Source organism: Pseudoalteromonas sp. SG45-5, assembly GCF_014164085.1.
GTDB lineage: Bacteria > Pseudomonadota > Gammaproteobacteria > Enterobacterales > Alteromonadaceae > Pseudoalteromonas > Pseudoalteromonas aliena.
Genome location: NZ_JACJEM010000014.1, coordinates 59,012 through 82,201 on the forward strand (window position 1 = coordinate 59,012; position 23,190 = coordinate 82,201).

The following is a 23,190-nucleotide window of genomic DNA, read 5'->3' on the forward strand; positions in this document are numbered from 1 at the left end:
AGTTAATTTACTGCAGTTAATAAAGCACTATTTCATAACGACTGAATACGAGAGTACTTTAACTAATAAAGCTAATTTTTTTAATTAAGATGATGCTAATATATTACCTAGATGGGTAAATAATATTTATATTTGAGAAATTGAAGTGTTTGAATATCAGCTAAAAAAAAGCGCACGAAGAAAAACCGTTGCGATTAAAGTTCATAACCAACAGGTAACTGTATATGCACCTAGCTATATTGCAAAAAAGCAAATTGATAGCTGGCTTTTAGAAAAAAAGACGTGGGTTGATGCGCAATTGCTTAAGCAACTCACTGTTGTTGACTGCAAGCAATATCCCTTTGAAACTAAAAAAATATGTATTTATTCTGAGCAAGTAAATGTGCAGTTTGAGCAAGGTCACTGCTCTGGTGTAAAACCACAGTTAGCAGGCTTGTTAATTACGGTATCTAAACGTGTTAAACATCAACAATTAAAGTATCAAAAATTATTAGAAGAGTATTTAAAAGAGCAGCTAACAGCTTATATAGAAATGCGACTTACGTATTTTTGTACACAAATGAACGAGGCTTTACCACGCAATTTGAGTATTGCGATTTATAAAAGAAAGTGGGGGAGTTGTAACAGCAAACGTAATTTGACCTTTAATCTACACCTTATTGGTGCGCCACAGCACATAATTGATTATGTAATAGTTCATGAGTTAGCACATCTGCGTCATTTAAACCACAGTAAAGCATTTTGGCAGCGAGTTGAAAAATTTTACCCTGATTATAAATCAGCATCACAATGGTTAAAAATTAATGGAATGGGCTTACAGTGGGTATTTTAGATTTTACTGATTACTAGGGGGAAATTAAAAGTGGTGGAGGGAGCTGGATTCGAACCAGCGAAGGCTGAGCCGTCAGATTTACAGTCTGATCCCTTTGGCCGCTCGGGAACCCCTCCACACTAATTTTGTTACATTTGGCCCCACTTAACTTAGCGGTAAGAAAAGTGGTGGAGGGAGCTGGATTCGAACCAGCGAAGGCTGAGCCGTCAGATTTACAGTCTGATCCCTTTGGCCGCTCGGGAACCCCTCCAATGCAACGGCGCTGATAATAGCAAAATATGTATTTAAGTAAAGAAAAAAACTAAAGAAAAATGAAAAAAAGCCGATAAATATCTATAACCTACAACAATCGGCTAAAGACTATGCAAATCGATGGTTTGTTGATCACTGAGAACCAATTAAGCACACGGCTTAATAAAAGTGTGCACGAACAGCGAAGAGGAGAGTTTTCTCTTTTGCTCGCAATGTTATCGCATGACGCACTTGATTTTAGCCAATTTCACTTACCGAAAACAGAACTCGAAGACGCAATTATTACCGATGATGCGCTTCGCAAACAATTGGGTGTTGGTCCTAAGCAACTTTTAGCGCCAGATAAATTTGATATGTTGATTGGTCAACACAACGCTTCACTACTGATCAGTGCTGGAGAACGCTCTGGAATGAACGATATTAAATTGAATCATTGTTTGAATCCAGAGCCCCTCTTTATAAGAGATGATGTAACGCATATTCCGTTGAATATCATTGATAATTGCGAGCTTGCTGTGCGTAGACGTATAAAAAACACAGAAACGCAACTTTCTAATCCAGCGATGGACGCCGCTGCTTTTTACGATCACCTTAATAACGATGCTTTACATGAGCCTTTACACTTAGTTACTGCTTGAGAAAATATCTAATAGGGAGCAGCAAGCGTGTTATTTATGTGATTCAGGGACAAAAGCACATTATAATTTAACCTAGGAAATTAACTCTTGCTTACTGATTGATTTACCTTCTTACAGCTTTAAAAATTAGGCATATCGAGTAACCCTATATGTTGTTTTTTGTGTTTTCGCATCACTATTACTGATTAATTTAATGATATTGGCTAATAATTGATTTAGTGCAAAAAAAGCATCCAAAAGTTAATTGCAATTGCTATAATGATCGCAAATGGTATGACATGAAATGCCGCTATCATTAAACCAAGGTAATTAGGAACGTAATGAAGAAAACATTCACGCTGAATCACGAGAAAATCAAATACCCTCGTATGGTTGATGCTGCAAAGCATGAAGTGAAAAAATATTTGAAACGAGAGCGCAATAAAACACTACCTGAAGATGCAGATTATTGGGCATTTGACTGTAAGTTTGGTAACACAGCTGAAGATGCGCAAGTTGTACACGTAGCTGAATTAAGTAACCAAATTGGTGAAATTGAAAAGCAAGGTCTGACTTCTTTCTATGTAGAGATTTTAGCACGACCAGCTCAGCGTCAACAGTTAGACTTAGATGATGACGAATAATATTTAATCAGTATTCGAAATTATAAAATGGGCCCAAGTGGCTCATTTTTTGTTTTACGCTATAAATATTAAGTGTGGAGCGTTTATCGGTTGTTAACTAAAACAGAGGAGGCATGTTTAAATAATACCAATCCGCAATAATACTTAATCAATTTGAGGGATTAAATCTGACGCTAACATCGTTAAAAATTCCTGATATAGAACAACTAAAGAACAAAATTTTTGCCTTGTTATCGACACGATTTCCTTCCCTCAAAATAGATCACTTAATTAAGCGAATCGGTATAAGCAAGTTTGGTGCGCTGGTAAATGTAGCGTTTAAGCGCTAACTACACACCGCAATAATTAACATAAACATGAATAAGGTAGCTACAAGAGTAGAGGAGGGCTTAAGTGTATTTATATCAATAAAGGACTGCCTACAATCAACAATCCTTACTTATGTAAAGGGGTTAAATAAAATTATATATTACACACTGTGGCATTTTTTGTATTTCTTATTACTACCACATGGACAATCATCATTTCTACCCACCTTAATATCCGTAACTGGAAATATAGTGCCATCTAAATAACGCCATTGAGCATTTTCTTTAATGAACTGCGATTTTTCGTGAAGTTCACAAAACAGACTTTGGTAAAAGTACTGAGCTTTAAATTCTACTTCACCTTTATCTTCATCATGGTGTGAGCTAATGACATCAAGATTTATAAATCGACAGCTGTTAGCAAAATCGTTGATTTCTTTAACAGGATTTTCAGCTTGCTTTTCACTTGCATAGGTTTGGTAAACATATTTTGCATTTTTAAGTACATAAGCCGTATAACGCGAACGCATTAGTTGTTCAGGAGTCTGAGCTTGTTGTTTTGCTAAATGAAGAGGTTCGCAGCAGTCTGCATATTCTTGCTGACTGCCACATAAACAGCTTATAGAGTTCAGTGAGTTCATAGTTGTTCTACACAGTATAAAAGCGTTAGTTTAACAAGCTTGTTGGCTATGGGGTATCTTTGTAATTTGAATATTTTTTGTAAAACAGTAAAGTTTTGTTCGTGTTTTACTCAGATCTAAAGATAAGCTATTAAGTAATTGGTTATTTACTATGTCTGTCCATGTAATTACTGCTGAAAAATTACCGTTATGTAACGCCGAATTTAATACATACTCTAAATTGACTAGGTGCTTTTGTCTAATAACAAGTAATTTACTTGTATCAATAGAGCATGAATCAAGTAATGCTTTACTAGGCACGTTATCCGGTGCGATTAATAATGTCCAAGCGTTTAGATTATTGTACTGATGTAGGACCTTTAATAACTCAAATGTCGCAGATATCTCATCTTCAATTTGAATTAAATTAACACAATCACTTTTATCGTCTTGCTGGTAGCTTTTAACTGTTCTAATTGTAATAGGCTGTAACATTTTAGTTATCTCACTGGGTTTATATACAGTATTTATATACAGTAGTTTATACAGTGCTTTTGCGCAAGTATTATTTGCTATTTATTTGTACAGTTATTCTTTTTTAAATATTCAATTAGATTTGATTTTTAAGTAGGTCCTTGATAATTAATATTTTTATATTTCATACCACTTCTAGCTTAAATTTTAATTATAGAGTGCTATTGCTACTATGACTTAGCTAGCAGGTGATTGCAGCGTTTTTACGGTGACTTTATACAGGTGTTTTATGAATAAAATACGTAGATGATTATTCTGTAGGGGAAGTATGAGAGATCAAATGAGAAAACTGCAACTGGTGAATTTGCTCATACAAACTAGCAGCATAACATTGTGCATCTTTAAAGCGTTTGGTTTCAATATGTTTACGTAGATCGGCTAAAGCCGCCGTCGCAGGTTTATGACCTTGACTACTTGATAAGCTTAGCCATGCTGCAGCATGAAAAACACTTTGCGGTACGCCTTGCCCTTTAACAAAAAACAGTCCCAAATAAAATTGTGCTCGGTGATCTCCCGACATAGCAGCCAAACGCATCCATTTTGCGGCAAGTGGATGTTGGTCATTTTTTAAATAATAAAGTGCCTTATTAAGAGAGCTTTGCGGGCGATCCTCATTATTTGGCGCTAAATTAGCATCATTAGGTTGCGTTACAAAAGACAATATATTGTCTAATTGTTGCTCTAAATTCTGGCCTGTTGGTGTTGTATTTATCATATTCGTCTTTTTGTTATTTTAGCTACTTCAATAGTTTAGTATACCGCAAGGTAAAATGTCCTGTAAAAAATTATTTTTATGATAAAATCTCGTCACTTTTTATTATCATAAGTTTATTATGCTCGAAGCCTTATTTAAAATTAATGAAAATGGTTCCTCGGTTCGCCGTGAGTGTATCGCTGGGGTAACTACATTTATCACCATGGTTTATATCGTGTTTGTGAATCCTGCAATGTTAGCTGAAGCAGGAATGGATCAAGGAGCAGCCTTTGTCGCTACATGTATTGCTGCTGCTATTGGTTGTTTTATTATGGGCTTATGGGCTAATTATCCATTAGCACTTGCGCCTGGTATGGGATTGAATGCCTTTTTTACTTACGGTGTTGTGTTGGGAATGGGGTACACGTGGCAAGCCGCATTAGGTGCTGTGTTTATGTCGGGCTGTATATTTCTATTTTTAAGCTTATTTAAAGTTCGAGAGTGGATCATTAATGCGATTCCCTTAGTTTTAAAACAGGCTATTGCAACAGGTATTGGTGCATTTTTAGCGCTAATTGCGCTTAAAAATGCAGGGATCATCATCGCGAGTCCAGCTACTTTAGTCCAGCTAGGCGATATAACATCAGCGGGCCCATTGTTAGCTATTTTTAGCTTCTTTATTATTGCCGCACTTTTATATCGCGATTTTAAAAGTGGTGTTTTAATTAGCATTTTATTGGTGACTGTTATAGCACTAGGTTTAGGGCTTGTTGAATATCATGGTGTGGTTGCTATGCCGCCTTCTATTTTACCTACCTTTATGCAGCTTGATTTTGGTGCGGCATTTGAGCTTTCAATGCTCAGTGTTATTTTTGCATTCTTGTTTGTTGATTTATTTGATACTTCAGGGACATTAGTTGCTGTAACACAAAAAGCGGGATTGGTTGATGAAAAGGGCAATATGCCTCGCTTAGGACGAGCATTGAGTGCAGACAGCACTGCCACAATTGCAGGTGCAATGTTGGGTACTTCAACAACAACATCTTATATCGAGTCGGTTGCAGGTGTATCTGTAGGTGGGCGAACAGGCTTGACGGCTGTTGTTGTTGGTATTTGCTTTTTACTAATGATGTTTTTTGCGCCACTTGCGCAAATGGTGCCTATTTACGCAACGGCTGGAGCCATTTTATATGTGTCTGTATTAATGCTGCAAAATCTGAAATTTGTAAATTGGGATGACATGACCGATGCTATTCCGGTGACTGTTGTATTATTAATGACGCCATTAACTTTTTCTATTGCACATGGTATTGCACTGGGTTTTATATCGTATACTGCAGTTAAAGTGCTGTGTGGCAAGCGAGATGAAGTATCAATTAGTGTCTGGATTTTAACTGTGTTATTTGTTGTTAAGTTTGCGTTTTTATCGTGATAGATGCTGATGAATATTAACAACTGACCAGAAAAAAGCCCATACAATTGTATGGGCTTAACTAAAAAAGATAAATGTTTACCATTTCTTTTTAGGGGCAAATAATACATCTAAATCGTCTTGCTCTTGCTCATTTTTCTTTTTAAGTGCCGTGGCGTTCGAAGCTCTAAGCTCAACACTTATTGCCTCTAAATAACCCTCAACCTCTTGAAGCTTTGCTGTTACATACTCATCAGCGAATGAAACTGAGTTTAATGTTGCATAGGCTTTTTCAAAGTATTGCCTTGCAGAGCCAACCATGCTCGCTGCTTGTGCAGATACGCCACGTTTAATTTGACTTTCTATGTTTATTCTAAGCTGAAGCCTTTCAAGACGTTTGTCTTCTCCTGAAAAAACTTGGCTATCAACTCTACCCTTAGCATGCTCTGATCGTAAAATTGCACGTAGTTTTTTAATACCTTGAATAAGGCCAACAAGCTGTTTATCGTTACTAGGAATAGATAGTGCATCACTATTATTACCTTGAATATTGCTTGATAGGTGTTCTTTTGCTTCGGTTAAACGGCTTTTTAGTGCTTTAGAGCCCGGCGAGTTAATAACCATGGTATTAAGTGCTTCATAAATACGTCGTTGCAATACTCTTATAATGTGTTCCGATAACGGAATATTAGCATTGTTCATTAATGCTTCTTCGGTTTCTTCTATTATCGCTTTTTGTTTTGTAAGCTCTTTGCGACGTTTGCCTTCTTGCTTTTCTTTGTGTTGCTGAACGGCATTAACCCAAAGCGCAATCACAATCAGTGCAACTATAAGCACTATTATAATAGAAACGATCATGTTGTAATTCTCGGATTCATAAGCTAATTAATTAATCTTACATTAAATATATGGTAACGGGGTAGTTTTACAATGATTAACTTAAAAATAGACTAATAATGTATTGAAAGTCTACGCAATTATAAGATAAATCGGAATAATCATTGCTATCTGAAGTATATTTATTGTGCTAGCCTTGAGCTCCAGACGTATAAATGCAAACACACTGGCCTAAAACTACGATTAAAGTAGAATAACGCTTGGACATAACATCTATTGCCTTTATATATAATATGAATAACAACGTTAAAATATGCAGCCATGAAATTACAACAACTCAGATACATAGTAGAAGTACAAAATCATAAACTAAATGTTTCAGCCACTGCTGAGAGCTTATTTACCTCACAGCCCGGCATTTCTAAACAAGTACGAATGCTAGAGGATGAGTTGGGAGTACAAATATTTGGTCGCAGCGGTAAACATTTAACGCATGTAACGAGTCCGGGTAAAGAAATTATTCATATATCACGTGAAATACTATCGAAGGTCGAAGGCATAAAAGCAGTCGCAAATGAACATACGCTACCAGATCAGGGTAAGTTAAATATTGCTACGACTCATACCCAAGCGCGTTATGCGCTTCCGAATGTTATTCAAGGGTTTATGAAAAAATACCCTGCAGTATCACTGCATATGCACCAAGGTACACCGCAACAAATATCGGATGCAGCAGCACGCGGTGATGCCGACTTTGCTATTGCAACAGAAGCACTGCATTTGTATTCAGATTTAGTTATGTTGCCTTGCTACCATTGGAACCGCAGTATTGTTGTCGCTAAAGATCATCCATTAGCTAAAAAAGCAAATAGTTTAACTGTGGCTGATATTGCTCAATATCCACTTATAACGTATGTATTTGGTTTTACGGGGCGCTCAGAGCTAGATAAAGCATTTAGTGCACACGGGCTCGAACCACATATTGTATTTACCGCAACCGATGCTGACGTTATAAAAACGTATGTACGTTTAGGGTTAGGCGTAGGTGTTGTTGCCTCTATGGCGATAGATCAAGTGAGCGATACCGATTTAGTGTGTATTGATGCAAGCCACTTATTTGAAGCAAGTACAACCAAAATTGGCTTTAGAAAGGGCAGTTTTTTGCGTACTTACATGTATGATTTTATAGAACGTTTTGCCCCGCACTTAACTAAAGAGCGAGTAGAGCGAGCAAGTTTATTACGCAACCAAGATGACGTAGATAAGTTATTTGCAGATATAGAGTTACCTGTTAAATAATGTCACTACATTAAACGAATAATAAAAAAGCCGCCTATTTTAAAGTAGTCGGCTTTTTTCTTTTTATAGAGAGCAGATCAACATTCGATAATGTTAACGGCCAATCCACCGCGAGCGGTTTCTTTGTACTTTGTTTTCATATCGTTGCCGGTTTCAAGCATGGTTTTAATCACTTTATCAAGTGATACCTTTTGCTCGCCACTGCCACGAATAGCTAAACGTGAGGCATTAATTGCTTTAATCGCGCCCATTGCATTACGTTCAATACACGGCACTTGTACTAAGCCACCAACAGGGTCGCACGTTAGGCCTAAATTATGTTCCATACCAATTTCGGCTGCGTTTTCTACTTGCACTACATTGCCGCCAACAATTTCAGTTAATGCACCGGCTGCCATTGAACACGCAACACCAACTTCACCTTGGCAACCTACTTCGGCACCCGAAATAGAGGCATTCTTTTTATATAAAATACCAATAGCAGCAGCCGTTAACAAATAACGCGTGGCGATATCGCGATCTACTTCTTTTACAAACGTGTGATAGTACATAAGTACAGCGGGTAAAATACCCGCAGCACCGTTGGTTGGGGCGGTTACTACACGACCACCAGCCGCATTTTCTTCGTTTACGGCAAGGGCAAATAAATCAACCCAGTCCATTGCACGCAGTGGATCGTTACTGACTTCTATATTTAGTTTTAAGTATAAGCTTGGCGCACGACGCTTTACTTTTAAGCCACCGGGTAAAATACCTTCGGTACGCATACCACGGTCGATACAGGCCATCATTACTTGCCAGATATGAAACAGCGTGTCTTTTACTTCGTCTTCAGTGCGCAGTGTTTTTTCGTTTTTCATCATCAAGCTTGAAACACTCAACCCTGACTCTTTACACATTTCTAGTAACTCTTTTGCACTACCAAATGGAAATGGGGCGGGGTTTTCTTCTCTAATATCGAGGGCTGCTTGTTTTTCGTTTTCAAACTCTTCGTCAGTAACAATGAAGCCACCGCCAATAGAGTAATATACTTTGCTGTAAATTTTTTCGCCGTTGTTTGAGGCGATAATTTCCATTGCATTAGAATGCTTAGGCAGTGTTTTACGACGATGAAAAACAATTGCGCCTTGTTTTGGAAACTTTGCTTTGTGTGTTTGGTTTAAATAAATAACCTGATCTTTTTCAATAGTTGCTAAAATATCATCGACTAAATCGGCATCTATTGTTTCAGGATCGTAACCAGCCAGGCCAAGTATTACAGCTTTACCTGAGCCATGGCCTACGCCTGTTTGACCTAGTGAGCCATAAAGCTCTACTTTAATATCGGTAACATTTGCTAATAATTGCTTTTCTTGGAGTTCATTAACAAATAAGCGTGATGCGCGCATTGGGCCAACGGTATGCGATGACGAAGGGCCAATACCGATGCTAAACATATCAAATGCACTGATCATAATGTGTGTCTCTACTTTGTTTCTCAGCACTAAGCTGCTCTTTGAACGGTCGAGTATGATAACGTGGAATTGTGACTGTGTAACTACTAATAACAAAGATTTAAACTGGTAGGGCGAGTTGTTTTGTAAAGTTTTTTATAATACTTGCGGTAGCACCCCAGAGTAATCCATGCGGTGTTTTAAATCCTTGCAATATTACAGTTTTTCCAAATCGTTGAAAAGGCAGGGGTTGCCAGTTAGCTTCGTTATTTAGCTCAGTAATAGACAGTAAAAAGCTCGCTTGCACTTCGTTATAGTCATTTTCCCACGTGGTACTTTTATCTAGTAAACCTACATAGGGGCTAATACTAAAACCCGTTAAGGTTGAATACTCAGGTAAGTGGCCTAATATATTAACGTTGTTTTGGGCAATATTTAGTTCTTCTTTTAGTTCGCGCAGTGCCGTGGTGCGAAGAGTAATGTCGCTTACTTCAAACTTGCCGCCGGGCAAACAAATCTCCCCTGGGTGATGGTGTAAATAAGTAGGACGTTTACACAATAAAATATGCGCATGATTATCTACATCAATAATTGGCAGCATCACGGCGCTCGCGCGTTTTTTACGCGTATCTTTTAACTGGTTTGGCGCAGCTGTAGGGCTTAACAGAAACCGCGCCATAATGTGTTCACTATTCAAAGCAACCTACTGTTTTAATAAGGGAAGAATTTTATTCACTTTATCGTAAGTTTCTTGATATTCCAATTCGACTTTAGAATCAGCGACTATTCCGCCACCGGCCCAGCAGTAAATTTGCGCTTTGTGGCACACCAAGGTGCGAATAGTGATACTCGTATCCATATTTCCACACGCACTTAAATAACCAATTGAGCCACAATAAATGCTGCGGCGATGTGGTTCTAGCTCTTCAATTATTTCCATCGCTCTAATTTTGGGCGCACCGGTGATTGAGCCACCCGGAAAAGCCGCTTTTAGCTGATCGACGGCTGTTTTACCTTCATCAAGTTCAGAGGTTACCGTGCTTACTAAATGATGCACTGCCGGAAAGCTTTCAATAGCAAAAAGAGAAGGGACGTGAACGCTGCCAGGTTTTGCCACTTTGCCTAAGTCGTTACGCAGTAAATCAACAATCATTACATTTTCAGCGCGATCTTTAGCTGATGCTGCGAGTATTTGGGCTTGGCGTTGATCCTCCAGCGAATCCGCTTTTCGCGGCAGTGTGCCTTTAATAGGCTTTGTTTCTACAACGTTATTATTTACTGATATAAAGCGCTCAGGGGAAATTGATAAAATTGCCCCTTGAGGGTGATTTATAAAGCTCGAAAATGGCGCTTTATTTGCTTCACGTAGTTTAATGTAAGCTGCCAAAGGGGAGCCTTCAAACTGAGCGTTGAAGCGCTGCGCTAAATTAATTTGGTAACAATCGCCACTTTTTAAATACTCCTCAATTTGGGCAAATTTTGCAGCGTATTCCGTTTTGCTCATATTTGATTGCCAGTCGCTGTTTAGGGCAAAGCACTGCGTATTAACTTGGGATTTAACGTGTGTATTTAAATATTGCTGATAAAGCGCTAATCGATCGGTATTTGGCTGCGATACATAAAACCAGCTTTGTTGCTGCTTGTCGTAAATAAGGGCATCTAAGTAAAGACCAATAGCCATTTGCGGAAGATTAATATCTTCAATAGCAATTGTAGGCATGTTTTCAATTGTACGCCCCAGATCGTAGCTAAAGTAACCAAGCCAGCCGCCGTTAAAGGGTAAATTGTAATCGGCTTTTGTTTTATCAAGGCGTGAAAGCTCATTATTCATAATTTCAAAGCCGTTATCACTACTTTCTATATTATTTAAAAAGCTTTTATTATTTCTTACTTCAAGGGTACTTTGCGGCTCAATGGCAATAATATCAAAACGGCTGTTTATATGATTACTATTTGCAGAATCTAATAAAATTGCGTAAGGCAAATGTGAAAAATGCGCAAAAACGTCAATGCAGTTTTGTGTTATGCCTAATTTAATACAATTTTTTTTATTGTTTAGCATTTACTGCCCCTTTAAGAACTGGCTCGAAACGGGCTGGGAGGGTATCATAAGTCAAATTTTTTGGCAGCACTAAGCTGCAAAAAACAGTGCAAACCACCGTCACCGGTTTGATTTAGATTACGCGACAACGCGTAACGGTAACTTAAGGAACCACTATGAGTACAATTTGTCAGCAAGATTTTATTGATAGCATTGAAGATGCATTACAATATATTTCGTTCTATCACCCACTTGATTTTGTTCAAGCACTCGAAAAAGCGTATAACAAAGAACAAAGTAAAGCGGCTAAAGACGCCATTGCACAAATTTTAATTAACTCACGCATGTCGGCCGAAGGCAAGCGTCCACTTTGCCAAGATACCGGTATTATTACCTGTTTTGTTAAAGTAGGTATGGATGTTAAGTGGGATAAAACAGATTTAACCGTTCAACAAATGGTTGATGAAGGTACTCGTCGTGCATATTTGAATCCAGATAACCCTTTACGTGCATCTATTGTTGCAGACCCTGCTGGTACGCGTAAAAACACGAAAGATAATACGCCTTCGGTTGTGCATATTGATTTAGTAGCGGGTGGTAAAGTGGAAGTCATGGTTGCGGCTAAAGGCGGCGGCTCTGAAAACAAAAGTAAAATGGTTATGCTAAACCCGTCAGATGATGTTGCTGCATGGGTAGAAAAAACACTACCAACAATGGGCGCAGGTTGGTGTCCACCTGGCATGCTAGGAATAGGTATTGGTGGTACGGCTGAAAAAGCGGCAGTAATGGCTAAAGAGTCGTTAATGGACCCAGTTGATATTCACGATTTAATAGAGCGCGGTGCAGAAACAACTGAAGAAAAATTGCGTTTAGAAATTTTTGATCGTGCTAATAAATTAGGTATTGGCGCACAAGGCTTAGGCGGTTTAACAACGGTTGTTGATGTTAAAATTAAAACAGCACCAACGCATGCAGCTTCAAAACCTGTAGTAATGATCCCAAATTGTGCGGCAACTCGCCATGTACATTTTACGCTTGACGGTTCTGGCCCTGCTAATTTAAAAGCACCTAAGCTGGAAGATTGGCCACAAGTAACATTTGAAGTAGGCGAAGGCACACGTCGTGTTGATTTAAATACATTGACTAAAAAAGATGTTCAAGAATGGAAAATGGGCGAAACCGTTTTACTTTCAGGCACTATTTTAACAGGCCGTGATGCAGCGCATAAACGTCTGCAAGATATGATCAATTCAGGTGAAGGTTTACCTGAGGGCGTAGACTTTGATAATAAATTTATTTATTACGTTGGTCCTGTTGATGCGGTGCGCGATGAAGCAGTAGGTCCTGCTGGCCCTACAACGGCAACTCGTATGGATAAATTTACCGATATGATGCTAGAAAAAACAGGCATTGTAGGCATGATTGGTAAAGCTGAACGTGGACCAGCTACGGTTGAATCTATTAAAGAGCATAAATCTGTTTATTTGATGGCTGTAGGCGGCGCAGCTTACTTAGTATCTAAAGCGATTAAAAAAGCACGCGTAGTTGCTTTTGAAGATTTAGGTATGGAAGCTATTTATGAATTTGAAGTAGAAGATATGCCAGTGACTGTTGCAGTAGACAGTGAAGGCGCTAATGCGCACACGCAAGGCCCTGCAATCTGGAAAGCTAAAATTGAAGAGCTTGATAGTAAGTTAAAATAACGCAAGTTATGCATTAGAAAAGCGAGCCGAGTGCTCGCTTTTTTGTTTTTTCAAATAGGGTTGTTATCAAGCCTACAGCTCTGACCAGTTTGCGGGAAAACTCACTTTTTACTGAAAACCTATAGGGAGCAGTATGTGGCGGGTTAGTAGCACTTGTATACTAAACTTTACACACAATGATGATTTTACGTTCACGTAAACGTGAACTATGTAATTACTTTAACCTGTAGTTTTTAAGACTTACTAATCGCTATTTTATGGATTTTTTATCTACTTAAAAGTTTAAATTTGATTATTTAATTCAATAGCGTTTTTTCATTGGTTTTATCTTCAGTCAATGTAGCGAACACGAATATGAAGTGATAAAGTCTCGGCAATTTCCAGCGCGCATACCCTCTCACGGGTTAACTATTTCGGAGTATTTTAAGTGGCTGTGTTTAATCGAGTTGAATTTGATAACCATGAACAAGTGGTTTTTTGTTCTGATGAAGAGTCGGGTTTAAAAGCAATTATTGCTGTACATAATACCAACCTAGGTCCTGCAGTTGGCGGATGTAGAATGTGGGATTATACGAACGACGAAGATGCTGTTTACGACGTGCTACGTTTATCAAAAGGCATGACTTATAAAAATGCAGTTGCGCGCTTACCATTTGGTGGCGGTAAATCTGTAATTATAGGTAATGCGAAAGAAATTAAATCTGAGCAGTTATTTCGTGCATTCGGTCGCCAGTTAGAGCGATTAAATGGCAGTTATTATTCAGCAGAAGATGTAAACATCACATGTGCTGATGTAGCTTTGATGAATAAAGAAACTAATTACGTATTGGGTCTTGAAGGTAAAAGCGGTAACCCATCGCCATTTACAGCATACGGTACGTTTTTAGGAATTAAAGCAGCGCTACAGCATCAACGTGGTCATCAAAATTTTGCAGGCGTGAAAGTGGCTGTGCAAGGTTTAGGTGCTGTTGCTTATGGTTTATGTAAACATTTACATGATGCAGGCGCTGAGTTGTTTGTAACTGACATTAACCAAGCTGCAATTGATCGCGTAGTTAATGATTTTGGCGCGACTGCGGTTGGCATTGATGAAATTTACGACTTAGATGTTGATGTTTATGCACCGTGTGCATTAGGTGCCACTGTTAACGATTTAACGATACCGCGTTTAAAAGCGACTATCATTGCAGGTTGTGCTAATAATCAGCTGGCAGAGTCTCACCACGGTGAAGTTATTCGTGAAAAAGGCATTTTATATGCACCAGATTACGTAATTAACGCGGGTGGTATTATTAATGTTTATTACGAAACAGCGCCAGAAGGCTACAGCAGCGATGCTTCAAATAAGCATGTTAAAGGTATTTTTAATACGTTAACTGAAATCTTTGCCCGTAGCGAAAAAGAGCAAAAATCAACGCATTTAATTGCTGACGAATTAGCGCAAGAGATCATTAAAAACGGTCTATAAATTTAAGCTAAAATGCAATAAAGGTGTGCAATTGCACACCTTTTGTTTATCTGTAAGTTAAGGGGTGTTGATCTTTGCGGATTTAACCTTGAAAGATCAACAGATCCTAATGCAATTATTATTGAACGGCGGTACACTTTATTTTTAATTTTGTGCGGCAAATTATGACTTCCTCAACTTCTCTTATGCAGCCTATCGATTTAGATAATTGGCCTAGAAAGCAACACTTTGAATTATTTAAACACTTTTCTCAGCCTTATTTTAATGTGTGTGTGCGTTTAGATGCTCAAGCACTTTACGACTATTGCAAAACCAATCAATTTTCTTTTTTTCAAGCGTATGTATATTGCACATTAAAAGCGTGCCATGAGTACGATTCAATAATGCTACGTATAATAGATAGTAAGCCATGGCTACTTAACAGTGTTCGCGCAAGTGTGGTTGAGCTGTCTGAAAACGATACATTTGTTTTTAGTTATTTTAATAGCGCAAGCGATTTTAAAGAGTTTGCAAATCATGCAAGTGACGTAAGCAAAAAAGCGAAACAACAGCCGTTATTTTCTGATGCATTTGCTCAAACAGAAGGGCAAGCTGATTTAATTCATATATCTGTTTTGCCGTGGCTGAATTTTAGTGCGTTTTCGCATGCATTTAGTGAAGGGGAGAGTTTAGGCATTCCTAAATTTGTATTTGGTCAGTTTGATAAACACACCGGCACAATGCCTTTAGCTATCGATGTACACCACTCATTAATGGATGGTTTGCACGTAGCGAAATTTATAAACACATTGCAGGATACATTTGACACCTTTTGCAAAGGTTAATCTTAAAAGTCACCATTTTAACGGTAGTGCAAAGTAGTAAGTAATTTATAAGTAGTTTATAAGTAGTTTATAGGTCACACAATTCGAATTACTTTATATTCAAATACATAACCTTATATCCTTGAAAAGCACGTGTGCTGGACATATTTATATAGCATACCTTAGCTCAGGAAATCCCCATGATAAATGGACTGTTAATTGTTGTTTTAATTCTTTTTGTGGTGATTTTCTGGCGTTGGCCATCAATTCAAAACCGATTATGGCGCAGTAAATATAAAGACTTTGCTTTAAATTCGCAGCAAAAAGATATTTTACTGCGTTGCATGCCCATCTATAAAAAAATGACCGACGCCGACAGAGAAAAATTAGAGCGACACATAACGTGGTTTTTAAACGAAAAACGCTTTGTCGGTTGTGATGGCTTAAAGCTAACGTCTGCAATGAAGTTAATTGTTGCCGCCGATGCGTGTGTATTAGTGCTTAATAAACCTTGGCCGTTATATAAAAATGTAAAAGAAATTTTATTATACCCAAGTGCTTATTACGCCCCGCAATCAACACGCGATAGTGCAGGGCTTGTGAGTTACCATAATGCAGTAAGGCTTGGTGAGTCTTGGCCTGGCGGCACACTAGTACTCAGTTGGCATGACGTGCTTGAAGGTAACCGCTTGCCAAGTGATGGACATAATTTAGTTTTTCATGAATTTGCGCATCAACTCGATCAAGAAACAGGAAAAACAACAGGCACGCCACTTTTAAAAAGCTCAGCAGATTACAAAGAGTGGGGCCGAGTATTTAGCCGCGCGTTTACGCAGTTGAAAAGTCATGTTGCTTATAGCATGCCACACGTTATTCACAGCTATGGTGCAACTAATGAAGCCGAATTTTTTGCTGTTATCACCGAAACCTTCCTCGAAAAACCCGCAGAGCTGCGCCGATACGATCCTGAAATTTATAGTATGCTCGTTAATTACTATCAATTTGACCCTATAGTTTGGCATTAAACTTATATAAACCGCGCTTTATCATATAACACTGGCAAGTTGTGCTTGTTTTTGTTGCAATTGTGTAAAATAGTTTTACAGCAACAAAAACAAGCGAGAAACGCATGAAAAAAATGCTTCATACAGTATTGGCATTGTCGGTGTCATTAGCGATAGGGCAAGTGAATGCCGCCGAAAAAGACGAACAAAAATGGCACGTAGATTCACCTAAGGGGCAATTTGTTGACGCTGCAATTAACGTTGAGCAAGGCACTTGGATGAATATTGATGTAAGCCCAGATGGTAAAACGGTAGTATTTGACTTACTTGGCGATATTTATACTATGCCAATGAGTGGTGGTACAGCTACAAAGCTCACCTCTGATATTGCATGGCAAATGCAACCACGCTTTAGTCCTAACGGCAAAAGTATTGCGTTTACCTCCGACCAAGGTGGTGGCGATAACATTTGGATAATGGACTTAAATGGCGAAAATCAACACGCTGTTACCGATGAAACCTTTAGATTACTAAATAGCCCTGCATGGAGTCCTGATGGCGACTACTTAGTTGCGCGTAAACACTTTACAGCTAGCCGCTCATTAGGTGCAGGTGAAGTGTGGTTGTATCATAAAGCGGGTGGCAAGGGTGTGCAGCTTACAAAACGCGAGAACGATCAAAAAGATTTAGGTGAGCCAATGTTTTCACCTGATGGTCGTTATGTATACTTCTCGCATGATGCAACACCCGGTAAAACCTTTCATTATTCAAAGGATTCTGTAGCGGGCATTTATAAAATTAAGCGCTACGACCGTGAAACGGGTGAAATTGAAACCATAATCGATACGATGGGCGGTGCCATTAGGCCTACACCGTCACCTGATGGTAAAAAACTGGCGTATATAAAGCGTGATGATTTTCAAACTAGTCTTTATTTATATGACTTAACCAGCGGTGAGCACACTAAGCTTTACGATAAGCTTGAGCGAGATATGCAAGAAACCTGGGCTATTCATGGTGTATACCCAACCATTGCATGGACACCCGATAATGAAGAACTGGTATTTTGGGCTGGTGGCACAATTCACAAGCTAGATGTTGCAGACAAATCTGTTAAAACCATTCCTTTTAAAGTGCAAACGACTAAAAAAATCCAAAAAGCGGTGCGCTTTACACAAAACTTAGATACTGATGAGTTTGATGTAAAAATGCTGCGTAATGTGCAAGTAAGCCCAGATGGCGAAACTGCAATTTTTGAAGCGCTTGGGCATATTTATAAACGTGATTTAGAGTCGGGTAAAATTAAGCGCTTAACAAAGCAAACTGATCATTACGAATTATTTCCACAGTACTCTCGCGATGGTAAAAAAATAGTTTACACCACATGGGATGATAACAAACAAGGGTCTGTAAGAGTGGTTTCTGCGCGTAGTGGTCGTGGCGATACAATTACTAAAGAGCCCGGGAAATATGTAGAGCCTACGTTTAGCCCAGATGGTAAAACGGTTGTTTATCGTAAAGCCACTGGCGGCAGTATTTTAAACCCTAAGTGGTCACTTAATCCGGGGGTTTATAGCGTAAGCGCTAAAGGCGGTAAAAGTGAGCTTATTTCAAAAAGTGGTTATCAACCACAATTTGGAGATGCAAACGATCGTGTTTTCATTATGAGTCCTTGGCCAAAACCAACGTTAAGTGTAGTAGAGCTTGAAAGTAAAAAAGTTAGCAAACTATACGAGTCAGAGCATGCGACAGAATTTAGAGTATCACCAGATGGCAAATATTTAGCGTTTGCAGAGCGATTTAAAGTATTTGTAACCCCGTTTGTACAAAGTGGTAAAACAATTAATATTGGGCCTAAAGACAGTCAATTTCCAATAGAGCAGTTATCGGTACGTGCTGGTGAAAACATTAGCTGGAGTGCTAAGAGCAACAAACTTTATTGGACATTAGGGCCTGAGCTTTATCATGCAAGCCTTGAGGGGATGTTTGCCATTAACAAAGCCGAAGATGCCGACTTTAAAGTGAAAAGTGGCGATAATATCGGTTTCAGTAAAAAAATGGCAGAGCCTAAAGGCATGATTGCGCTCACTGGTGCAAAAATTATAACGATGGACGGCGAAAAGGTTATTGAAAATGGTGTAATTATCACTGATGGCAAGCATATTAAAGCAATTGGTACAGCCAGCGAGATAAGCATCCCTAAAGGTGCTGAGGTTATTGATGTAACAGGTAAAACTATTATGCCTGGTATTGTTGATGCTCATGCACATGGCTCGCAAGCAAGTGACGAAATTATACCTGAGCAAAACTGGAAAAACTTTGCTGGTTTAGCGCTGGGTGTAACTACAATTCACGATCCATCAAACGATACCTCAGAAATATTTACCGCAAGCGAAATGCAAAAGGCAGGCATGATTGTTGGCCCGCGTATTTTCTCAACCGGTACTATTTTATATGGCGCAAATATGCCAGGTTATACGTCGCATATTGACTCGTTAGACGATGCTAAATTTCATTTAGAGCGCCTTAAAAAAGTAGGGGCGTTTAGTGTTAAATCGTATAACCAGCCTCGCCGTGAGCAGCGCCAACAAGTTATTGAAGCAGGCCGGATGCTTGAAATGATGGTTGTCCCTGAAGGTGGCTCATTATTACAACATAACTTAAGTATGATTGTAGATGGACACACAGGTATTGAGCATTCAATCCCTGTAGAGCACATATATGACGATATAAAGCAGTTATGGTCGCAAAGTGATGTAGGTTACACACCAACACTTGTAGTGGCTTATGGTGGCATTTGGGGTGAAAATTACTGGTATGATAAAACTGATGTGTGGAATCATCCGCGTTTAAGTAAATTTGTGCCAAAAAATCAATTATTACCACGCTCTATGCGCCGCATTAAAGCGCCCGATCATCACTATAATCACTTTAATAACGCACGCGTTGCTGCTGAGCTGCAAGACCTAGGTGTATTAGTTAACTTAGGTGCTCACGGTCAGCGTGAAGGCTTAGGTGCACACTGGGAGATGTGGATGTTTGCACAAGGCGGAATGACACCGCTTGAGGCTATACGTGCATCAACACTCGATCCGGCTAAGTATTTAGGGCTTGATAAAAACGTAGGCTCGCTTGAAGTGGGCAAACTGGCAGATTTAATGGTTATAGATGGCGATCCGCTCAAAAATATTCGAGATTCGGATAAAGTAGATTACACCATGATCAATGGTCGATTATTCAATGCAGAGACAATGAGTGAAGTGGGCAAAAAAGAACGCGAACCACTTTACTTCGAAAAGTTATAATTTATTTTGAACTTTTTAAAGCGGCTATTAGCCGCTTTTTTTAGCTTTGAAAATAGCAGGCATAAAAAAACCGCTTAGCGCGGTTTCTTTTAAAAATCATAAATGTTGATTAAACAACACCGCGCGGTAAGCGACAATCATGATCTTTACGAGCTAAAATTACAATCCAAAGCTCTTCCGCTGTGTAACCTTCTTCATTTTCGGTAACAACAGTGAATGGGGCTTTTTTCTGTGCTTTTACAGGCGCAGCCGCTTTGGTTTTAGTTTTTTTAGCAGGCGCTTTTGGTGTTGTTTTACCAGAGCTTAATTCTTCAGTCAGCTCTACTAAATCAGCTAGGCGTAAATTTTTACCGCCATCAATGCTGTACCAGCCAGGTTTAGTTGTTATTTCAGGTTTTTTACCATTGGCAGCTTCGTACGCTGCTTCAAAGGCAGATAACACTTCTGTTTTGTCTAGTTTGCTCATCAGAGACCCTATACGTTGTGAACACAGATAAAGAAGACGTATTTATACCTATTTTGAATCAGTTTTTCAATTTTTTGCGATTTTCCTTTCATTTTTACGCCATAAACGCCAAAATTTGCACAAAATTCAGTGCTTAGTAAGGTAAGTTATATGCAACGTCGAGAATTTAACCAACTATTAAACGACATTTTGAAACCTCATACAATTAAAGATTTTTGCCCAAATGGTTTGCAAGTTGAAGGTAAAAACGAGATAAAAAAAATTGTAACCGGTGTAACGGCAAGCCAGGCATTAATTGATGCAGCAATAGCTCAAAAAGCAGATGCTATTTTGGTCCATCACGGCTATTTCTGGAAAGGAGAATCTCAACCAATTACAGGTATGAAAAAACGCCGTATAGGCGCATTATTAGCAAACGATATTAATTTATTCGCTTATCATCTGCCTCTTGATGTTCACCCTGAAATAGGTAATAACGCGCAACTTGCAAAGTTACTCGATATTGAAATAGAAGGTGGACTTGAATCTGTTGTAAATAGCGTGGCGATGAAGGGGCATTTAAAAACGCCATTAAGTGGTGAAGAATTTGCAGACAAAATTGCAAAAGTGCTGAATCGCACACCGCTTACCAGTTTAGTACGCGCTGCTAAGATTGAATCAATAGCGCTGTGCACCGGTGGTGGACAAGGGTATATTGATTTAGCTGCAGAGCAAGGTATTGATGCGTATTTAACTGGTGAGGCATCGGAGCAAACAATTCATAGCTCTCGTGAGCAAAATATTGATTTTTTTGCAGCAGGGCATCATGCAACAGAGCGCTATGGTGTAAAAGCTTTGGGTGAGTTATTAGCGCAAGAGCATGGTTTTTATGTGACATTTATAGACATAGATAACCCAGTTTAACTAGGCTATCTATTAGCTAACCTGAACTTTGGTTGAAATAGATTTTATTGTCCAGAGTTCAGGTTAGGACTATATAAGTTACAGCGCCTCTGGATCTATCCAGCGGCGCAAACTTATCCATGTATTTCCTACTACTTCGTGACTATATTGCGTAACCACAAGTAAGGCTTGAGCATTTGGAATAAACTGCTTGCTCCACGGCAGCGCTGCAAAATTATGGTAATCAGTGGCTGCGGTTATGACTTTAATGCCTTGAGCATTAAATAAGTCTTTGGCACGGGGCATGTGCAGTACAGATGTTACTAGTGCAACTTTAAAGTCGACTAATTTTGATGCCAGTAACTTAGCTTCTTCACCAGTATCCATTGCTTTTGGATTTTGGAATATACGGCTTTTATTAATTCCTAAACTCACCGCTGTTTGATACATAAGCCCGCTATTAGTAGTATTTTGATAACCCCCGCCTGAAACTATAAGCTCTGCATTAGGGTAGTGCTTGGCAAGTTTTACACCTTCTACTAAGCGTGTTAGTGCACAATTACCTAGTTGATTATTTGCACTTAAAGCTGGATTTGGGTTTATATCGCAACCTAGTACAACTATTTTGTCTATTTTTGGATGCTTTAGGGTATTAAATGCAAGCGACGCAGGTTCATTATTTTGGATAATTAAATTGGCGATAAAGGGTGTGCTCAATGCAAGTAATACAATTAAGCTTAAAGTAGATAAGAAGAGAGCTGATTTGCGGCCTTTAAATGCGAGTAGGAGCATCAGGCACGCAAATAAACCAAATAGAGGTAGTGGCATAAGTAAGCCACCAATCATTTTTTTAATAACAAACATAAGAGTTAAACGCTGTAGGGTTAATTACAGCGATATTACTTATTATATTGATGATTATCGACCGTTATTTAGCTTACACGTATTTAAAAAGTGACGATAAACAGGGTTATCTTTCATGTCTTTTTTCATCGCTAAATACATAGGGCGAGTAAGCCCAAGTGCTCCTAGCGGAATAGACTTAATTAAGCCTTGGCTTTCATAAGGGGTAACTAACCAATCAGGTAATGCAGCAACGCCCATCCCAGCACTCACTAATTGAAAAATAAGCAGCCCTTGATCCACCGTTTTTAACGTGCCGTCAAACCGTGCATTTTGAATGAAGTGTTTAAAAATATCTTGGCGTTCACGTGGAATAGGGTATGAAATAATGGTTTCGTTTTTTAAGTCAAGCGCGGTGACATAGGCTTTTTTTGCTAAATCGTGATCTGGAGCGACAATAAGTTTGAGTTTAAAGTCGAATAAATGGGCATATTCGAGTTTATCTGGCTCACGTATATCAGACGTCAAAACTAAGTCGAGTTCATCATTTAGTAAGTCAGGAATAGCGTCATAACTAAAGCCGCGTTCGTAATCAATTTTTATATCAGGCCAAAAGTTATTAAATTCTTTAATCGTAGGTAGTAACCAATGAAAACACGCATGGCATTCTACGCTCAAGCTAAGTTGAGAAATCGGCTGGTTTAAACTTTCTTTTAATCGGCACTTAGTTGCTTCTACCTTAGGCAGTATTTCGTGAGCAAGTTCAAGCAATAGCATGCCTTGTGGAGTGAAACGCACTGGCTGAGTTTTACGCTCAAATAATTGGCAATCCAACTTGTTCTCTAAATCTTTGATTTGATGAGATAAAGCGGACTGTGTTAAAAATAGTTCTCGTGCTGTATTAACCAAGGAACCGGTTTCTTTTAGTGTTGCAATGGTTTTTAAATGTTTAATGCCAATCATCTTTAAAAATTCTCATGGGGAAAAGTAAATACAGCTCAGATTAACTACATACTACCTCTATATAAAATACGTTTCAACGTCTAGATGGCTAAATGAAAGAGTTTTTATTATAAATAGATTAAAGATTAAAAAAATTAATTTTTTACGTAATTAAAAAACTGATTGGAACAGTTGTAGATGAGTTTACTTCATGTTTGATATTGAAAATATATCTGTTATGGAATAGCTTGC

At 38.6% G+C, this 23,190-nt stretch carries 21 protein-coding genes and 2 tRNA genes; 11 read left to right on the plus strand and 12 right to left on the minus strand.

Features of this window, described 5'->3' with window-relative positions; all coding sequences use genetic code 11:
• Positions 1-145 precede the first annotated feature (145 nt).
• A complete protein-coding gene (locus H5119_RS06355) occupies positions 146-832 on the plus strand; it encodes a M48 family metallopeptidase (RefSeq protein WP_182701631.1) in 687 nt (228 codons plus the stop codon).
• A gap of 31 nt (positions 833-863) precedes the next feature.
• On the opposite strand, the gene H5119_RS06360 is transcribed toward H5119_RS06355, so the two are convergent.
• Positions 864-948: transfer RNA gene (locus tag H5119_RS06360), tRNA-Tyr, on the minus strand.
• Between the two features lie 49 nt (positions 949-997).
• Positions 998-1,082: transfer RNA gene (locus H5119_RS06365), tRNA-Tyr, on the minus strand.
• 112 nt (positions 1,083-1,194) lie between these two features.
• On the opposite strand from H5119_RS06365, the gene H5119_RS06370 reads away from it, so the two are divergent.
• Together H5119_RS06370 and H5119_RS06375 are read left to right on the plus strand one after the other, a co-directional pair.
• Positions 1,195-1,722: a VC2046/SO_2500 family protein gene (locus tag H5119_RS06370; protein WP_182701632.1), complete on the plus strand. Its 528-nt coding sequence runs from the start codon at positions 1,195-1,197 to the stop codon at positions 1,720-1,722.
• 320 nt (positions 1,723-2,042) lie between these two features.
• Complete coding sequence (locus H5119_RS06375) at positions 2,043-2,345, plus strand: DUF6172 family protein (protein WP_002961433.1); 303 nt, start codon at positions 2,043-2,045, stop codon at positions 2,343-2,345.
• A gap of 469 nt (positions 2,346-2,814) precedes the next feature.
• On the opposite strand, the gene H5119_RS06380 is transcribed toward H5119_RS06375, so the two are convergent.
• The 3 genes from H5119_RS06380 to H5119_RS06390 form a co-directional block, all read right to left on the minus strand.
• Positions 2,815-3,294, minus strand: coding sequence for a YchJ family protein (locus H5119_RS06380; protein ID WP_182701633.1), 480 nt, complete (start codon positions 3,292-3,294; stop codon positions 2,815-2,817).
• A gap of 30 nt (positions 3,295-3,324) precedes the next feature.
• The gene (locus H5119_RS06385) at positions 3,325-3,768 is read right to left on the minus strand and encodes a SulA-like leucine-rich domain-containing protein (RefSeq protein WP_138584047.1); all 444 of its coding nucleotides are present in this window, start codon (positions 3,766-3,768) and stop codon (positions 3,325-3,327) included.
• Between the two features lie 289 nt (positions 3,769-4,057).
• Positions 4,058-4,522, minus strand: a complete 465-nt coding sequence (locus H5119_RS06390; RefSeq protein ID WP_182701634.1) for a tetratricopeptide repeat protein — start codon at positions 4,520-4,522, stop codon at positions 4,058-4,060.
• 118 nt (positions 4,523-4,640) lie between these two features.
• On the opposite strand from H5119_RS06390, the gene H5119_RS06395 reads away from it, so the two are divergent.
• Positions 4,641-5,933: an NCS2 family permease gene (locus tag H5119_RS06395; RefSeq protein ID WP_182701635.1), complete on the plus strand. Its 1,293-nt coding sequence runs from the start codon at positions 4,641-4,643 to the stop codon at positions 5,931-5,933.
• A gap of 78 nt (positions 5,934-6,011) precedes the next feature.
• Here H5119_RS06395 and H5119_RS06400 read toward each other — a convergent pair whose 3' ends face one another.
• Complete coding sequence (locus H5119_RS06400) at positions 6,012-6,770, minus strand: hypothetical protein (protein ID WP_138584044.1); 759 nt, start codon at positions 6,768-6,770, stop codon at positions 6,012-6,014.
• Positions 6,771-7,070: 300 nt separating this feature from the next.
• On the opposite strand from H5119_RS06400, the gene cysB reads away from it, so the two are divergent.
• The gene (gene cysB, locus H5119_RS06405; protein ID WP_182701636.1) at positions 7,071-8,048 is read left to right on the plus strand and encodes an HTH-type transcriptional regulator CysB; all 978 of its coding nucleotides are present in this window, start codon (positions 7,071-7,073) and stop codon (positions 8,046-8,048) included.
• 77 nt (positions 8,049-8,125) lie between these two features.
• On the opposite strand, the gene H5119_RS06410 is transcribed toward cysB, so the two are convergent.
• The 3 genes from H5119_RS06410 to pabB form a co-directional block, all read right to left on the minus strand.
• The gene (locus H5119_RS06410) at positions 8,126-9,502 is read right to left on the minus strand and encodes an L-serine ammonia-lyase (RefSeq protein ID WP_077537642.1); all 1,377 of its coding nucleotides are present in this window, start codon (positions 9,500-9,502) and stop codon (positions 8,126-8,128) included.
• 100 nt (positions 9,503-9,602) lie between these two features.
• Positions 9,603-10,178 (minus strand): CoA pyrophosphatase, encoded by a 576-nt coding sequence (locus tag H5119_RS06415; protein WP_182701637.1) that lies wholly within the window; start codon positions 10,176-10,178, stop codon positions 9,603-9,605.
• A gap of 6 nt (positions 10,179-10,184) precedes the next feature.
• The gene (pabB, locus tag H5119_RS06420; RefSeq protein WP_182701638.1) at positions 10,185-11,543 is read right to left on the minus strand and encodes an aminodeoxychorismate synthase component I; all 1,359 of its coding nucleotides are present in this window, start codon (positions 11,541-11,543) and stop codon (positions 10,185-10,187) included.
• A gap of 155 nt (positions 11,544-11,698) precedes the next feature.
• On the opposite strand from pabB, the gene H5119_RS06425 reads away from it, so the two are divergent.
• The 5 genes from H5119_RS06425 (at position 11,699) to H5119_RS06445 (ending at position 19,805) form a co-directional block, all read left to right on the plus strand.
• Positions 11,699-13,225, plus strand: coding sequence for a fumarate hydratase (locus tag H5119_RS06425; protein WP_182701639.1), 1,527 nt, complete (start codon positions 11,699-11,701; stop codon positions 13,223-13,225).
• Positions 13,226-13,652: 427 nt separating this feature from the next.
• A complete protein-coding gene (locus H5119_RS06430) occupies positions 13,653-14,693 on the plus strand; it encodes a Glu/Leu/Phe/Val dehydrogenase (RefSeq protein WP_182701640.1) in 1,041 nt (346 codons plus the stop codon).
• 185 nt (positions 14,694-14,878) lie between these two features.
• The gene (locus tag H5119_RS06435; protein WP_182701646.1) at positions 14,879-15,517 is read left to right on the plus strand and encodes a chloramphenicol acetyltransferase; all 639 of its coding nucleotides are present in this window, start codon (positions 14,879-14,881) and stop codon (positions 15,515-15,517) included.
• A 179-nt stretch (positions 15,518-15,696) separates the two neighbouring features.
• Positions 15,697-16,521: a M90 family metallopeptidase gene (locus H5119_RS06440; protein WP_182701641.1), complete on the plus strand. Its 825-nt coding sequence runs from the start codon at positions 15,697-15,699 to the stop codon at positions 16,519-16,521.
• Between the two features lie 104 nt (positions 16,522-16,625).
• Positions 16,626-19,805 carry an amidohydrolase family protein gene (locus tag H5119_RS06445; RefSeq protein ID WP_182701642.1) on the plus strand — a complete coding sequence of 1,060 codons (3,180 nt, stop codon included), beginning with the start codon at positions 16,626-16,628 and terminating at the stop codon, positions 19,803-19,805.
• Positions 19,806-19,914: 109 nt separating this feature from the next.
• On the opposite strand, the gene H5119_RS06450 is transcribed toward H5119_RS06445, so the two are convergent.
• Entirely contained in the window at positions 19,915-20,271 is a 357-nt protein-coding gene (locus H5119_RS06450; RefSeq protein WP_096792834.1) for a hypothetical protein, read from the minus strand.
• 150 nt (positions 20,272-20,421) lie between these two features.
• On the opposite strand from H5119_RS06450, the gene H5119_RS06455 reads away from it, so the two are divergent.
• Entirely contained in the window at positions 20,422-21,174 is a 753-nt protein-coding gene (locus H5119_RS06455) for a Nif3-like dinuclear metal center hexameric protein (protein ID WP_182701643.1), read from the plus strand.
• 78 nt (positions 21,175-21,252) lie between these two features.
• Here the strand turns inward: H5119_RS06455 and H5119_RS06460 are convergent, their stop codons facing one another.
• Both H5119_RS06460 and H5119_RS06465 read right to left on the minus strand, forming a co-directional pair.
• Complete coding sequence (locus H5119_RS06460) at positions 21,253-22,017, minus strand: YdcF family protein (protein ID WP_182701644.1); 765 nt, start codon at positions 22,015-22,017, stop codon at positions 21,253-21,255.
• 54 nt (positions 22,018-22,071) lie between these two features.
• A complete protein-coding gene (locus H5119_RS06465) occupies positions 22,072-22,959 on the minus strand; it encodes a LysR family transcriptional regulator (RefSeq protein ID WP_182701645.1) in 888 nt (295 codons plus the stop codon).
• Between the last annotated feature and the right edge of the window lie 231 nt (positions 22,960-23,190).

Coding starts and splice junctions, on each gene's coding strand:
- cysB (WP_182701636.1), top strand. CDS start 7,071: ATGAAATTACAACAACTCAGATACATAGTAGAAGTACAAAATCATAAA.
- H5119_RS06450 (WP_096792834.1), bottom strand. CDS start 20,271: ATGAGCAAACTAGACAAAACAGAAGTGTTATCTGCCTTTGAAGCAGCG.
- pabB (WP_182701638.1), bottom strand. CDS start 11,543: ATGCTAAACAATAAAAAAAATTGTATTAAATTAGGCATAACACAAAAC.
- H5119_RS06395 (WP_182701635.1), top strand. CDS start 4,641: ATGCTCGAAGCCTTATTTAAAATTAATGAAAATGGTTCCTCGGTTCGC.
- H5119_RS06390 (WP_182701634.1), bottom strand. CDS start 4,522: ATGATAAATACAACACCAACAGGCCAGAATTTAGAGCAACAATTAGAC.
- H5119_RS06445 (WP_182701642.1), top strand. CDS start 16,626: ATGAAAAAAATGCTTCATACAGTATTGGCATTGTCGGTGTCATTAGCG.
- H5119_RS06400 (WP_138584044.1), bottom strand. CDS start 6,770: ATGATCGTTTCTATTATAATAGTGCTTATAGTTGCACTGATTGTGATT.
- H5119_RS06380 (WP_182701633.1), bottom strand. CDS start 3,294: ATGAACTCACTGAACTCTATAAGCTGTTTATGTGGCAGTCAGCAAGAA.
- H5119_RS06440 (WP_182701641.1), top strand. CDS start 15,697: ATGATAAATGGACTGTTAATTGTTGTTTTAATTCTTTTTGTGGTGATT.
- H5119_RS06460 (WP_182701644.1), bottom strand. CDS start 22,017: ATGTTTGTTATTAAAAAAATGATTGGTGGCTTACTTATGCCACTACCT.
- H5119_RS06375 (WP_002961433.1), top strand. CDS start 2,043: ATGAAGAAAACATTCACGCTGAATCACGAGAAAATCAAATACCCTCGT.
- H5119_RS06410 (WP_077537642.1), bottom strand. CDS start 9,502: ATGATCAGTGCATTTGATATGTTTAGCATCGGTATTGGCCCTTCGTCA.
- H5119_RS06385 (WP_138584047.1), bottom strand. CDS start 3,768: ATGTTACAGCCTATTACAATTAGAACAGTTAAAAGCTACCAGCAAGAC.
- H5119_RS06425 (WP_182701639.1), top strand. CDS start 11,699: ATGAGTACAATTTGTCAGCAAGATTTTATTGATAGCATTGAAGATGCA.
- H5119_RS06435 (WP_182701646.1), top strand. CDS start 14,879: ATGCAGCCTATCGATTTAGATAATTGGCCTAGAAAGCAACACTTTGAA.
- H5119_RS06370 (WP_182701632.1), top strand. CDS start 1,195: ATGCAAATCGATGGTTTGTTGATCACTGAGAACCAATTAAGCACACGG.
- H5119_RS06465 (WP_182701645.1), bottom strand. CDS start 22,959: ATGATTGGCATTAAACATTTAAAAACCATTGCAACACTAAAAGAAACC.
- H5119_RS06455 (WP_182701643.1), top strand. CDS start 20,422: ATGCAACGTCGAGAATTTAACCAACTATTAAACGACATTTTGAAACCT.